Raw genomic sequence first — 12,451 nt, forward strand, 5'->3', positions numbered from 1 at the left:
CCCAGCCACAAAATAAACACGATATTTGATCCATGGCACGCTGGCGGCCTCCATCCTCGAAATCCTCACCCTACATCACCGCGGAAGGGGCAGAAAAGCTTCAAATCGAACTCAAAGGCTTGTGGGAGCGCCGCGCCGATGTGACCAAGCATCTTTCGGCCGCCGCCGCCGAAGGCGACCGGTCGGAGAATGCCGAATACATCTACCGGAAGAAGGAATTGCGGGAAATCGACCGCCGCATTCGCTATCTGCAGAAGCGCCTGCCGGAGCTCAAGGTAGTCGTCCAATTGCCGTCGGATAAGAATCGTGTGTTTTTCGGGGCTTGGGTGACCCTGGAGAATGCCGATGGCGAAGAATCCACCTACCGCATCGTCGGTTCCGATGAATTCGACCCTCAAAAAGGCTGGATCAGTGTCGATTCGCCCATGGCCCGAGCCCTGCTCAAAAAAGCCATCGACGACGAAGCGATCGTGAATACGCCCACGGGACCTTTGCGGTGCGTGATCGTGGATATCCGTTACAAGCCCGAGATGTCCTGAGTGCGTATGGAAACTTAATTTGGCCTAGCGAATTTTGGGCAAACTTTTTGGCTTTGAGTGCGTTAACCGCCCAACCTTTTCTTCCGTTCGTCGATGTAAGTACGGTGTCCGGCGCGGATTTTGTCCCGCTCCGCCCTATCTTTCGTGCTATCCAGCTTGAGCAGATATTCGCAGCGCTCTTTTTCGCTCATTAGGTCCGCGCCATAAATATGCGAGAAGACTTGAACGGTTCGGGCTTTATCGGTCAACTCCTGAACCGGCTCGCTGAACTGTTCTTCCTGCTGCGTCTCTTCCGTACCGGGTTTTTCAACGGCCTGAACAAAAGAGCCGGACAAAAACAAGAGGGTTAGCGAAGAAGCTATTAATCGTCCCTTTTTCATGACGCGCTTCCTAACTGTTGAAGTGTGGAAATGAAAAGCAATAACCCCAAAACGACGGTTCCGGAGCCTTTTATGGCGCCGCGCCGTTGGGAAGGAGTCAATAACGATTTAGAAGAGTTATCAGGCGGGAAGTTCTTAAGAGATAGGCGGATCGATCGATGGAAAGCCAGGGGGCCGTGTGTTCTTGGCAAAGGGAGTCGGAATTGATTCTGAACGGGTTTGGGTGCTGCGTGACAATGGTTAGTGGCTATCCGGCGAACTCGTCAGCCGCGCATAATCTTCCTCGGTATCTATGTCCACGCCGGCTTCCGGTAAATCGACGAATACGGTGGATTGAAGATGCCGAAAGATGATCTTCTTCGCGCCCTGATCGCCTGTAAGCTGGCCTAGATCGCCAAAAAGCGAGCGGTGAAACACCGCCGGTGCGCCGAACGTATCGCCGTAGCGGGAGGCGGCGACGGGCGGGTGAGAAGCGCAAAAAGCCTCGACGAGGCTGTCCAAATGACGATGCTCGATCACAGCCTGATCGCACAGGGCCAGAAGCACCGCGTCCAGCTCCGGAGCCTCGCCGTTCAGCGCCGTTACGCCTGTCCGGATCGAGCCACCGATACCTTCCTCCCAATCCGGATTAACGACGGTCAGCAGCCGAAGCCCGGCCAGTTCACTTCCGAGCTCCTCCACGCTGGCGCTCAGAACGACGACAGCGGGCGAACATTGCGAGGCCAAGGCCGCCTTCGCCGCCCGGCGCAGCAGGCTTTCGCCGCGATAAGTCAGCAGTTGTTTCGGTCTGCCCAGACGCCGGGAGCCCCCAGCGGCGAGCAGTACCAGGCCGATTTTCGGCTCGTTCGGGTTAGTTGACATCGTCAGGCGCCTCGGGCATTTTGCCGACTAAGCGGCTTAAACCGCGCGTGCGGTGCGGCTTCCATTATAGACACCGCCGAGGAGGGAACACATGATCGCGCTGAACGTTAACGGCAAGAGTTATCAAGTGGACGTTTCCGGAGACACCCCGTTGCTCTGGGTCTTGCGGGATCATCTCGGGCTCACCGGCACCAAGTACGGCTGCGGCGTGGCCGCATGCGGCGCATGTACGGTGCATGCCGATGGGGAACAGACCCGCGCCTGCATCACCCCGGTCTCCAGCTTGGGCGGCAAACAAATCACGACTATCGAAGGATTGTCCGCACAGGGCGATCACCCCGTGCAGAAAGCCTGGATCGAAGGGGACGTGCCGCAATGCGGCTATTGCCAGTCGGGCCAGATCATGGCGGCCGCGGCGCTGCTTGTGAAAAATCCCAATCCCAGCGATGCCGATATCGATAGCGCGATGTCGGGCGTGCTGTGCCGCTGCGGAACCTATCAACGCATCCGCAAGGCGATACACCGCGCGGCGGATATGGCCAAGGGAGGCTAACCATGAGCGTCGAACTCACCAATCCCGGACGCCGGCAATTCCTCAAATCCTCCGCGCTGATCGGCGGCAGCCTGGTCATTGCGTTCTATCTGCCGCGCACCATGAAGTTCGCCATGGCGGCGGAAGAACCGGCCAAGACTTATCCGCCCAATGCGTTCATCCGCATCGGCGAGGACGAAACGGTCACGATCCTGATCAACAAGTCGGAGATGGGGCAGGGCGTTTATACCTCGCTCGCAATGCTGGTCGCCGATGAGCTGGAGGCCGATTGGAGCAAGGTGAAGGTCGAATCCGCTCCGGTCGCGCCGGTTTACAACCATACCGTCTGGAACATACAGGCCACGGGCGGCAGCACCAGCGTGGCGACCTCCTGGGAGCAGCTCCGCAAGGTCGGCGCGGCCGGGCGCATGCTTTTGATTCAGGCCGCCGCGGATACGTGGAAGGTCAAGCCGGATGCCTGCCGTGCGGAGATCGGGTATGTGATCCACAAACCGACCCAGCGGCGGCTCTCTTACGGTGCCTTGAGCGCCAAGGCCGCCGAGCTGCCGATGCCGGCCCAAGTCAAGCTCAAGGACCCCAAGCAGTTCAAGCTGATCGGCAAACCGATCCGCCGTCTCGACACGCCGGCCAAGACTAATGGCACGGCCCAGTTCGGAATGGACGTGCAGCTGCCGGGGCTGCTGACCGCCTTGATTGCGCGGCCGCCGGTGTTCGGTGCCAAAGTTAAGAGCTTTGATGCCGCCCAATCTAAGGCCGTTGTCGGCGTGGTCGACGTGGTTCAGGTTCCGTCCGGCATCGCCGTGGTGGCGAAGGATTTCTGGTCGGCCAAGAAAGGGCGCGATGCTCTGGAGATCGTGTGGGACCGGGGACCGAATGCCGATCTGTCTTCCGCGAAGCTTCGCGAGGAGTTCACCCGATTGGCCCAGACCTCGGGCCTTCCCGCCAAAGAAAAAGGCGATGCGACTAGCATTCTCGCCAAGATCGCCAAGATCGCCAAACCGCTCAGCGCCGAGTACGAAGTGCCCTATCTCGCCCATGCCCCTATGGAGCCCTTGAACTGCACGGTGGACCTTCGCGAGGACCGCTGCGAGATTTGGACCGGCACCCAGTTCCAGACGATCGACCGCAACCAGGCCGCGGCGATCGCGGGACTCAAGCCGGAACAGGTCGAGCTTCACACGACCTTCCTCGGGGGCGGTTTCGGGCGGCGGGCAAACCCGCAGTCGGATTTCGTGAGCGAGGCCGTGCACGTCGCGAAGGCGGTGAAGAAACCGGTCAAGGTGGTTTGGACCCGCGAAGACGACATCAAGGGCGGCTATTATCGCCCGGCGTTCCACGACCGGCTGAGCGCGGGTCTCGATTCGAAAGGCAAGCTGGTCGCCTGGACCCACACCATCGTCGGCCAGTCCATCGCTATCGGCACGCCGTTCGAGGCGAGCATGGTCCGCGAGGGGGTCGACGTATCGTCCGTCGAAGGGGCGGCCGATCTGCCCTATGCGGTTTCGAACATCCGGGTCGATCTGCATAGCCCCAAGCTCGATATTCCGGTGCTTTGGTGGCGTTCGGTGGGGCATTCGCATACTGCGTTCGTGGTCGAAAGCTTCATCGACGAAGTCGCACACGCCGCCGGCAAAGACCCGTACCGGTTCCGTTACGAGCTGCTGACCAAGTATCCGCGGCACCGAGGCGTTCTCGACTTGGCGGCGAAGAAAGCCGGCTGGGGCTCGGCCCTTCCTAAAGGCCGAGGGCGCGGCATCGCCGTGCATTCCTCGTTCGGCAGCTATGTGGCGCAAGTAGCCGAGGTCTCGGTGGAGGACGGAAAGGCCAGGGTGCATCGGGTGGTCTGCGCCATCGATTGCGGCCAGGTGGTCAATCCGGACACCATTGCGGCGCAAATGGAAAGCGGCATCGTTTGGGCGCTCTCCGCGGCACTCTACGGCGAAATTACCCTGAACAACGGCGAAGTCGAGCAGAATAATTTCAGCGACTACCCGATTTTGCGGATCGACGGAATGCCGGCGGTCGAGGTCCATATCGTACCGAGCCGGGAGCCGCCGTCCGGCGTGGGCGAACCGGGAGTGCCGCCGCTGGCGCCGGCCGTTGCCAACGCCTTGTTCGCCGCGACGGGGAAGCGCATCCGATCGCTGCCTTTGTCCAAACACGATCTCAAAACCGCTTAAGGGAAGCCTCATGTCGCAGAGCAAGGAACTGCAGGACATTCTGGCCGCACTTAAGGACGGCGGAAAGCCGCGCGCCCTGGCGACGGTGATCGAGGCCAGAGGCTCCACTTATCGCCGTGCCGGCGCGCGTTTGCTGATTTTCGAAGACGGGTCGATGGTCGGCGGGATCAGTGGCGGCTGCCTGGAAGCCGATATCTTCGCCCGCTCCGAAGAAATCGCCGCAAAAGGTCGACCGGTGGTCGTAACCTACGATCATACCTCCGAAGCGGACTTGATATTCGGGCTGGCGTTGGGTTGCAACGGCGTGATCCGCATTCTCGTCGAGCCGCTGCTCGATCGGTCGCTGCCGGACTATCTGCGAGTCCTCGAAAACAGCCTCGGTTTGCGGCAACCGGCCGTAGTGGCAGTGATCGTCCGCTCTGACGGCAATCTTTCCAGCGAGCCGGGCGAACGCCTATGGCTTTGCGCGGATAACACCATCGGCGGAGAGCTTGGACAAAACCCATCTGCCGAACGAATCGTCGATGACGCACGAGCTGTATTGGACAGCGGCCGATCGGAGCTGAAGACTTACCGGGATGATTCGGGCGAGCTGGAGGTATTCGTCGAGGCGGTACAGCCGCCGCTGGCTTTGACGATCTTCGGCGCCGGCCATGACGCGATTCCCTTGGCGGATCTGGCCAAGCGGCTCGGCTGGCATGTCACCGTGGTGGACGGCCGTCCCGCCTATGTCGCACCGGAGCGCTTTCCGACGGCGGACGCCGTGCGCCTGTGCCGGGCCGAAGCCGTGCCGAACGAGATTGCCCTGGACGAGAGCGGTGCGGCAGTGGTGATGAACCACAACTATCATCACGACCGGGCTATTCTCGCCCACCTGTTGCGCTCCCCGGTGCGCTATATCGGCATGCTCGGCCCGTGCAAGCGTACTCAAAAGATGCTCGAAGAACTGGCGCAGGACGGCTCGAACTTCGAAGAAACCCAATTAAACCGCATTCACGGCCCGGTCGGCTTGGACATCGGTGCGGAAACGCCGGAACAGGTGGCCCTCTCCATCATCGCCGAGATTCTGGCCGTGTCGTCCAGCCGCTCTGGGGCGCCTCTCAAGTACCGCGAAGCTCCCATACACGGATAGCCGGCGTTTTAGAGCGTTTTTCGTTTCGATATCGCGATGATGCTCAGGGGCGCTACATCAGGCCAGAAAACAGCTAGCGGCTGGCAACGGCGGTACTTTCTGAAAAAACCAGAAGATCAGAACGGCCGGCTCTTTTCTCGGCGGTAGGTCTGTGCCACGGCGATGAACGCCATGAAGTCGTAGATGGCGTGGATGAGGATGGGAACGACCAGATTACGTTCGCCGCCAACATCGAGCGCAACGCCGAGATAAACGCCGGTGAGCCCGGCAAGCAGCGCATAAAGAGGCGTGACCCAGTGCACTAGGGCAAACACCAAATTACTGAAGACAATGCCGCCAATCCATCCCCAATTTTGCTCGAACCAAGGCTGAAGCAGGCCGCGAAACAGGATTTCTTCGGAAATTCCGGCCAAGAACCCCAAATACAGCAACTCCTGCCAGCGGTAGTGGCTCAGGAAAGGCCCCAATTTTTCCACCAGAAAATTTCTTACGGCACGCATGCTGCCCCACGGCAGGTTGTAGGACAGGGCAAAGAGCAAATAGAGCGGCAATGTGCCCACGACGCCCCAGACCAGTGCCATGGGGCTGAATCCGATATGCGCCAGGGGATTTATCGAAACGGCCCAGCCTATCCCGTAGGCAACGAGAATTAGGCCGCCTTCGAACCAGGTGGCGATCTTCAGGAATTGGTTGTATCGAGTGGGTGGTTGTTGGTCTAGCATCGTTTCAAACTATATGGAGGCTTCAGCAGCCGTATTCACGGTACGACTCTCCCAGGCGGCAACGATAAGATAAGCCAGTAGGCTGGCCACCAGGGACGCGAGATAAGGCGTGGCAAGTTCCATTGCATAACTGCCGACGAGCCACGCGATCATTCCGACGATCAATGCCGCCGCGGCGCTTTTGGCGTGGCCTATGCGGGTGAACAGGCCGAGCAGGATGACGACGAAAATCGCAGCGCCGCCGAAAGCCGACGCCTCTTCCACCAGTTCATGCACCCCATCGGCATAGAGTGCCAGCACATAGGCCACGATCCCGAAAATCAATACTCCGGTGCGGGCGATACGCACCTTGCCTTGCTCGGACACAGTCCCCGCCAGGGGTATCACGAGATTGTGGGAAACTAGGGCCGAGGCGGCGAGGAGGGCGCTATCCACCGTCGAGAGAATGGCGGAAATCAAGGCTCCGGCGAACAGCACGTAGGCAAAGGTGGACAGATGCTGCTGGGCAAGTTTAGGGAGGATTTGTTCGGGATCTTCGAGGCCTGGCAGCAACTGAACTCCGAGCAGTCCGATAAAGACCGGCATCAATCCGACCAGCAGGTAAAGCCCCCCTCCCGCCAGACAACTCGCCCTGGCAACGCGTTGGGAACGGCTCGCCAGGATGCGTGCGCACAATTCCTGCGCGAATAAAGAGCCGGTGATCGGGATTGCCCAAGTTTCGATAACCTCCAGCAGCGGCTTTTCGCTTCCGCCGAACAATTTCAGCCGCGCGGGGTCGATTTTCTCGAAGCTGGCCAGGAATCCGCCGTTCGCTTCCGTCACGAAGTAGAATAGTACGCCCAAGCCCAAAATTAGGGCGATGCCCTGGACCAAATCGGTAATGACATCGGCAAATAGGCCGCCGTAAACGGTATAGATAATGACCACCGCGGCCGCGATCGTGATAGCGATTTCCACCTCGAAATCCGAGGAGGCGGAAATAACCTGTCCGAACGCGCGAATCTGTGCGGCGGCCCACATGATGGACGTCGGGGCGAGCATGAGCACCGCCAGCCGCTCGATCTTGGGTGAATAACGGATTCGGAACAGATCGGCCAAAGTCGTGAGTTTTCTTCGCCAGAGCGGCACCGCGAAAAAGAGTCCCATCAGAAGCAGGCACGCGGCATAGCCGAAAGGATCGGCGGACCCGCCGGAAAGCCCCGATTGATAAATCGATCCTGCTGCGCCGATACAGGTTTCCGCGCCGAACCAGGTGGCGAAAACCGTGAAGGTGCCTAGCTTAAGCCCCAGCCTACGGCCCGCCAAAAGATAATCGTCCTCGCTGGAAATCCGTCTCGACACCAGCATGCCGATCAACAGTTGGACCAAAATGTAAGCGACGATGCCGAGCAGCACGACATTCATGGGCGGCAGCACTCTTCCGAAAAATTGGTGAAGCTTTGGGCGCGTAATTCTAGCGGATTGGCGGGGAAATGGCCTCAGCGAAAAGAGGCTTCCAGTGCACTATTACGCGTCGAATATTGGGTAAAGCTTGAGGGATTGAAAAGACGTATGTGTGCGGAGGACCAAGGGATTTCTGCATCCGGTCGCGATCCTGGAGTGATATTCACGCCAAATCGCCGCATGGCAAGCCTCGAAGGCTCTGGCTGGCAACGTCTGAGTGGCCGCTCTAAAGGGCAGGTTGGCTTGCTCTATCCGGCAAACAGGAGATTTTCAACGCGGACTCGGGAGCCCCGCTTACCGCGAAGACACTGGCCCGAGTACTCAAAACGCCCGCTATCGCCATCAACAGGGACGACAAAGGCGGGCGTTGGAGAACATTTTGGCGGTATGCCGCCGGAGTGCGCTGAACTACGAGCAGCTCTGATTCAACTGTCGAGTTCAGCAGCGGTAGCGCATAAGCGGCTTCAACCCTCTCCGGGAAATAGCCCCACTGAGCCGGGCTTGAGCCGTTTGCAGGTTACGACGATATCCTCCACATGGCATCTGTATTTATCGGCCCCGGTATCGCCGCTGCATTCTTCACAGACCAACTTCCCTTGGTTCTTTGCCTCGGACAAATACCAGCCGTAGCCTTGGGTTTCGCAAAACAGTTTCGTGAATTTGTTGATGTTGTACGAATCGGTAGCTTTTTCGGAGGCTTCGGTTTTTGTGGCACATTTTTGCGGTGCTATCGTATTTCCCATAAGGTCCCGTTCAATATAGTCCGCCGCGAACGCGGTGCCGCAGGAAAAGGACAAGGCGGCCAGCAGGCAAAGCAATTTGGAACTCAAGGCTCTTGTGCTCATAAAAATACTCTCTCGATGGTAGTGTCGTGATACGACGCGACGATGATTAATTCAAAACCCGAATGTTCATTTTGGCCGCCTCTTCTGCCAGTTGCTGGCGAATGGGGTCGTACTTGTCGTTTTCACTTAACTTGACCATCAAGATGACGCCGACCAGCGCCACCGTTGCGAGGGCGACATACACCCAGAAATAATCTCTTTTTGCTTGGTTCTCGACATTCATTTTTTTCACCCTAGTCCGGTTATAAGCTGGCCTTCAATAGCCAGGGGTCATTAGGAGTCAGAGTCGCCGTAGGCGCTAAATATTGGGCCATTGCGGTTACTGCGTTTAGAATACGAAGAAGCCCATTTCGGAACCCGCGACGAGTTCCGCGTCGATACCCATCGGCAAGCGGCATCGGAAAGAAAGCCATTCACTGCTTATAGTATCGGGTCAATACTTTATGCCTGGCTTGCGGGCCCTGTCAACTAGGATGTTCCGATTTATTGAAGATCGACGGTGAAGCTTGCGGGCCGGGTTTTGAACCATTGACGGGATACAAGTCCCGAGATGCAATTCGGTGATCCTTCGCGGGCTGAAGCGGCCTCTTATTTCTCTCTGTTTCGCAATTTTTCGCTGCCCGTTTTTCCGGCTTTCAGGCTGATTTCTTCGGCTCTGATCAGTACGGTGATCATGAAAGCGACGACTAAGGCGCCCTAGAAGGCGTTATGAATCCGCACAGCCATATATGCAAACAATGGCTTGGCTGCTCGGTACACAGGTCGATGAGATTGGTTGGCGGGCTGACGCGAATCAAAGTTATGCCAGGGAAGCCGCCGTTGGACGTGCGGCGGCCCCTCGCCTGGAGCGAGTCAGGCTGTCATGCCGGGATCTTCGATCCTAAGGCTAAGATGTTCCGGTCTAGCCGAGTCGCCCAGCTTTATTGCCAGGGCAATCAGATAGACGTCCATGACGCCGTAGTAACAGATCACAAAACGGTCGAAGAAGCGAAGCAGCGGATTATGGATATTTTCCCGCTCGGTGATGGTCAGCACGGTACCGCCATCATCCTCTTTGAGCTCGTAAATCCAAGTGCCGCTCAAGGGGAGATCGTCGCCGACGATTTTGGTGACGAGGCGCCAAGGCGCCTTACGCTCAACCACTCTGAAATGAACTCGGCTGTGCCTGGAACAAATCTCGTACCAACTGGGCAGGCCTTCGATATCGGGACCACGCTCGGTACGATTCAAACCCGGTCGCCAGGTCGCATAAGACTCGAAATCGGTGATGATGTCCCAAACCTCCTTCGGCGGGGTGCCGAGGCGGATTCGGCTGGCGGCCACATGGGTTTTGGGCAGTTTTTTTCCGACGAACGTCGCCGCCATAATCGAGACAGCGAGTAGCAGCAGGACGAAGAGAAAAGTCATCATGTTGGCGGCTCCGGCGGTCAGGAAGTCCGGCTTCCGTTAAAAGCCCCGAAGAACAGCGGGGAAACACTCCCCGTTTTACCTAATCTTGCCAGCTTTTATAAGGAGTCGTCGACAAACTCGTGTTGTAGTAACGGGGGTCGTACGTCACTTCTTCGCCCAGCCAGTCGGGTTTCTCGAACGTTTCGTCCGGATTTTCCAATTCGATTTCCGCCACCACCAGGCCGGCGTTGTCGCCCTCGAAAACGTCAATTTCCCAGGTATGGGGTCCCGCGTCAACGAAGTACCGGGTCTTTTCGATAAGGGGCCTGCGACTCAATGTGCTCAACATCGTGTGAGCGTCGTTTACGGGAATCTCGTACTCGAACTCCTGCCGCTGAGCGCCTATTGTGACGCTCTTGATGTTGAGCCAAGCGCGGTCGTCACAAATTCTCACCCGTACGGAGCAATGGATTTCGTTATTGAGATACCCCTGGCGAAAGTAGGCGGATTCCCGCACGGAGTCGCGCCAGCGATCGTCGAGGACCAAAAATTTACGTTCGATTTCAAGAGCCATGGCCGATCTTCACTGCGGAAGAGAGTGACGCGGTCCCGAACCGGGCACAGCGAACCGGATCGGGATCCAGATGCATCGATTATTCCGTTGCATCCGCCCAGTCTTCCCAGTAGGGCTTCGGATGAAAGCGCTCGTTCAGAAAATCGACAAAAGTCCTCACCTTGGCCGACAGGTGTTTGCGATGCGGGTAAACCGCATGAATCTCCAAGGGCGCGGGTACGTAATCGGTGAGCACGGGGTTCAATCTGCCTTTGCGGATGTCCTGGCCGACCATATAGGTCGGCAGCAAGATCAAGCCCAGGCCGCTGATCGCCGCCATACGCAAGGCATCGGCGACATTCGCCTCCATGTTGCCGGTTACCTTGATCACCGTGGTTTCGCCGCCGGGTACGCTGAATTGCCATTGGTCGCGGGGTGGCAGGCTAGAGTTGATCAGGCAATTGTGCTTCCGGAGATCGTCCGGCGTCTCGGGTACGCCATGCTTCTTAAAGTAGTCGGGCGAGCCGCAGACGATACGTTGAGAGCTGCCCAGCTTGCGGGCGATGAGGCTGGAATCGCGCATTTCATCGAGATGAATCGCGAGGTCGAAGCCTTCCTCGATCAGGTCGATGTAGCCCGCCTGCAGCACCAATTCCACGTTGACGTCCGGAAATGCCTCCATGTAAGCGGCTATCGCCGGCGCCAAATGGTAAGCCCCGAAGAACGGTGTCGCGTTCACTTTAAGAGTCCCGCGCGGTTCCGTCTGTAACCGGGTGACGGCGATTTCCATTTCTTCCATCTCGTCGAGAATCTGCAAGCACCGCTCCAAATAAACCATTCCCACCTCGGTCAGGCTGAGATTGCGGGTGGTGCGGTTCAGCAGCCTGATCCCTAGGCCATTCTCCAACTGCATGACGTGCTTGGTCGCCATGGCCCTGGATAAGCCGAGTTCCTTGGCTGCTGAAGCGAAACTACCGGCTTTCGCGACCTTGGTGAATACCAACATGCTGGTCAATTTATCCATAGAGATCTGAGTTGATAGTTTTGTTTACGGAAACAATTAGTAAAGGTTATTAGATATTGTAAACCAAATTTGTTCTTCTATAGTCTATCGTTGTGTGCAAAACGTTTTAGCCTCAGGAGGGCCATCACATGAAACGTAGCTTAGGGTTAATAATCGCTTTAGTCGCTGCCATGGGGGCGGGTACGTCCCAGGCAGGCGAGAATGTTAGACAAATTGCGGAGTCCAGTATTGCAAAGTGGAATGCGGCTTTCGCCAAAGGCAAAGTCGAAGAGATTCTGTCTTTGTATGCCGATAACGCGATGCTGGTACAGCCCAATGGTGCAGTGTCGAAGAGTACCGGCGAAATCCGCGCATTTTGGCAAATGCTGATCCAGAAAGGCGTTTATGCGATGGACGTCGTGGATGCACGCAGCGAGAAGGATGACACCATCGTCGCCACCACCAAGCTGTCCGACGTCAAGACGCTGCAAGGTCCGCTGCAGGTGATGAAATATCGCTACGACGGGGTGCTTTACAGTGTATTGAAACGACAGGCGGACGGAAGCTGGAAGGCGCAAGTTCAGCAATGGAGCGGCAACCACAAGATTTAAAGCCTGGATTAGGAACGGCCAATCCACCTGCGAAGAGGTAAGAATAGCGATGGTCCGAAATCAACCTGTAAGCCAGGTATTCCGAAAAAGAGCTTCATAAGAAGCTCTTTTTTTTGTCAAAAGAAAAGATGGCCGGATATGCCGGCGCACGTTGCACACGCTTTTTAGAGTAACTTTCAAATGTTAGACTATATTCCCTACTATTTAGGTTGGAATATCGCCCGTTAAGTATTGGGCGCC

Annotated in this window: 14 protein-coding genes; 6 read left to right on the top strand and 8 right to left on the bottom strand. The window is 57.4% G+C overall.

Features of this window, described 5'->3' with window-relative positions; all coding sequences use genetic code 11:
* Positions 1–32: 32 nt before the first annotated feature.
* Entirely contained in the window at positions 33–539 is a 507-nt protein-coding gene (gene greB / locus VEB01_RS13270) for a transcription elongation factor GreB (RefSeq protein WP_324876184.1), read from the top strand.
* Positions 540–601: 62 nt separating this feature from the next.
* On the opposite strand, the gene VEB01_RS13275 is transcribed toward greB, so the two are convergent.
* Together VEB01_RS13275 and VEB01_RS13280 are read right to left on the bottom strand one after the other, a co-directional pair.
* Positions 602–919, bottom strand: a complete 318-nt coding sequence (locus VEB01_RS13275) for a hypothetical protein (RefSeq protein WP_324876186.1) — start codon at positions 917–919, stop codon at positions 602–604.
* A gap of 240 nt (positions 920–1,159) precedes the next feature.
* The gene (locus VEB01_RS13280) at positions 1,160–1,780 is read right to left on the bottom strand and encodes a nucleotidyltransferase family protein (RefSeq protein WP_324876187.1); all 621 of its coding nucleotides are present in this window, start codon (positions 1,778–1,780) and stop codon (positions 1,160–1,162) included.
* A 91-nt stretch (positions 1,781–1,871) separates the two neighbouring features.
* Between VEB01_RS13280 and VEB01_RS13285 the strand changes: the two genes are divergently transcribed.
* The 3 genes from VEB01_RS13285 to VEB01_RS13295 are packed head-to-tail and all read left to right on the top strand — an operon-like array spanning position 1,872 to position 5,645.
* Positions 1,872–2,333 (top strand): (2Fe-2S)-binding protein, encoded by a 462-nt coding sequence (locus VEB01_RS13285; RefSeq protein WP_324876189.1) that lies wholly within the window; start codon positions 1,872–1,874, stop codon positions 2,331–2,333.
* A 2-nt stretch (positions 2,334–2,335) separates the two neighbouring features.
* Positions 2,336–4,513, top strand: coding sequence for a xanthine dehydrogenase family protein molybdopterin-binding subunit (locus tag VEB01_RS13290; protein ID WP_324876191.1), 2,178 nt, complete (start codon positions 2,336–2,338; stop codon positions 4,511–4,513).
* Between the two features lie 10 nt (positions 4,514–4,523).
* A complete protein-coding gene (locus VEB01_RS13295; RefSeq protein WP_324876193.1) occupies positions 4,524–5,645 on the top strand; it encodes an XdhC family protein in 1,122 nt (373 codons plus the stop codon).
* A gap of 116 nt (positions 5,646–5,761) precedes the next feature.
* On the opposite strand, the gene VEB01_RS13300 is transcribed toward VEB01_RS13295, so the two are convergent.
* Both VEB01_RS13300 and VEB01_RS13305 read right to left on the bottom strand, forming a co-directional pair.
* Positions 5,762–6,367 (bottom strand): CPBP family intramembrane glutamic endopeptidase, encoded by a 606-nt coding sequence (locus VEB01_RS13300; RefSeq protein WP_324876195.1) that lies wholly within the window; start codon positions 6,365–6,367, stop codon positions 5,762–5,764.
* A gap of 9 nt (positions 6,368–6,376) precedes the next feature.
* The gene (locus tag VEB01_RS13305; protein ID WP_324876197.1) at positions 6,377–7,771 is read right to left on the bottom strand and encodes a high affinity choline transporter 1; all 1,395 of its coding nucleotides are present in this window, start codon (positions 7,769–7,771) and stop codon (positions 6,377–6,379) included.
* 575 nt (positions 7,772–8,346) lie between these two features.
* Here VEB01_RS13305 and VEB01_RS13310 point away from each other — a divergent pair.
* Positions 8,347–8,685 (top strand): hypothetical protein, encoded by a 339-nt coding sequence (locus tag VEB01_RS13310; RefSeq protein WP_324876199.1) that lies wholly within the window; start codon positions 8,347–8,349, stop codon positions 8,683–8,685.
* 16 nt (positions 8,686–8,701) lie between these two features.
* On the opposite strand, the gene VEB01_RS13315 is transcribed toward VEB01_RS13310, so the two are convergent.
* The 4 genes from VEB01_RS13315 to VEB01_RS13330 all read right to left on the bottom strand — a co-directional run bounded on the left by VEB01_RS13315 (position 8,702) and on the right by VEB01_RS13330 (position 11,621).
* The gene (locus VEB01_RS13315; RefSeq protein WP_324876201.1) at positions 8,702–8,878 is read right to left on the bottom strand and encodes a hypothetical protein; all 177 of its coding nucleotides are present in this window, start codon (positions 8,876–8,878) and stop codon (positions 8,702–8,704) included.
* A 629-nt stretch (positions 8,879–9,507) separates the two neighbouring features.
* Complete coding sequence (locus VEB01_RS13320) at positions 9,508–10,065, bottom strand: SRPBCC family protein (protein WP_324876203.1); 558 nt, start codon at positions 10,063–10,065, stop codon at positions 9,508–9,510.
* Positions 10,066–10,144: 79 nt separating this feature from the next.
* Positions 10,145–10,618, bottom strand: coding sequence for a CYTH domain-containing protein (locus VEB01_RS13325; protein ID WP_324876205.1), 474 nt, complete (start codon positions 10,616–10,618; stop codon positions 10,145–10,147).
* 79 nt (positions 10,619–10,697) lie between these two features.
* Entirely contained in the window at positions 10,698–11,621 is a 924-nt protein-coding gene (locus VEB01_RS13330; protein ID WP_324876207.1) for a LysR family transcriptional regulator, read from the bottom strand.
* A 128-nt stretch (positions 11,622–11,749) separates the two neighbouring features.
* Here VEB01_RS13330 and VEB01_RS13335 point away from each other — a divergent pair, with 128 nt between their 5' ends.
* Complete coding sequence (locus tag VEB01_RS13335; RefSeq protein ID WP_324876209.1) at positions 11,750–12,211, top strand: YybH family protein; 462 nt, start codon at positions 11,750–11,752, stop codon at positions 12,209–12,211.
* Positions 12,212–12,451: the final 240 nt, after the last annotated feature.

The sequence above is a fragment of the Methylocaldum sp. genome (genome assembly GCF_035627495.1).
GTDB lineage: Bacteria > Pseudomonadota > Gammaproteobacteria > Methylococcales > Methylococcaceae > Methylocaldum.

What these genes read in the sequence shown, in the direction of transcription:
- greB (WP_324876184.1), top strand. Translation starts at nt 33, where the DNA reads ATGGCACGCTGGCGGCCTCCATCCTCGAAATCCTCACCCTACATCACC.
- VEB01_RS13325 (WP_324876205.1), bottom strand. Translation starts at nt 10,618, where the DNA reads ATGGCTCTTGAAATCGAACGTAAATTTTTGGTCCTCGACGATCGCTGG.
- VEB01_RS13335 (WP_324876209.1), top strand. Translation starts at nt 11,750, where the DNA reads ATGAAACGTAGCTTAGGGTTAATAATCGCTTTAGTCGCTGCCATGGGG.
- VEB01_RS13295 (WP_324876193.1), top strand. Translation starts at nt 4,524, where the DNA reads ATGTCGCAGAGCAAGGAACTGCAGGACATTCTGGCCGCACTTAAGGAC.
- VEB01_RS13315 (WP_324876201.1), bottom strand. Translation starts at nt 8,878, where the DNA reads ATGAATGTCGAGAACCAAGCAAAAAGAGATTATTTCTGGGTGTATGTC.
- VEB01_RS13300 (WP_324876195.1), bottom strand. Translation starts at nt 6,367, where the DNA reads ATGCTAGACCAACAACCACCCACTCGATACAACCAATTCCTGAAGATC.
- VEB01_RS13330 (WP_324876207.1), bottom strand. Translation starts at nt 11,621, where the DNA reads ATGGATAAATTGACCAGCATGTTGGTATTCACCAAGGTCGCGAAAGCC.
- VEB01_RS13275 (WP_324876186.1), bottom strand. Translation starts at nt 919, where the DNA reads ATGAAAAAGGGACGATTAATAGCTTCTTCGCTAACCCTCTTGTTTTTG.
- VEB01_RS13290 (WP_324876191.1), top strand. Translation starts at nt 2,336, where the DNA reads ATGAGCGTCGAACTCACCAATCCCGGACGCCGGCAATTCCTCAAATCC.
- VEB01_RS13305 (WP_324876197.1), bottom strand. Translation starts at nt 7,771, where the DNA reads ATGAATGTCGTGCTGCTCGGCATCGTCGCTTACATTTTGGTCCAACTG.
- VEB01_RS13285 (WP_324876189.1), top strand. Translation starts at nt 1,872, where the DNA reads ATGATCGCGCTGAACGTTAACGGCAAGAGTTATCAAGTGGACGTTTCC.
- VEB01_RS13280 (WP_324876187.1), bottom strand. Translation starts at nt 1,780, where the DNA reads ATGTCAACTAACCCGAACGAGCCGAAAATCGGCCTGGTACTGCTCGCC.
- VEB01_RS13310 (WP_324876199.1), top strand. Translation starts at nt 8,347, where the DNA reads ATGGCATCTGTATTTATCGGCCCCGGTATCGCCGCTGCATTCTTCACA.
- VEB01_RS13320 (WP_324876203.1), bottom strand. Translation starts at nt 10,065, where the DNA reads ATGATGACTTTTCTCTTCGTCCTGCTGCTACTCGCTGTCTCGATTATG.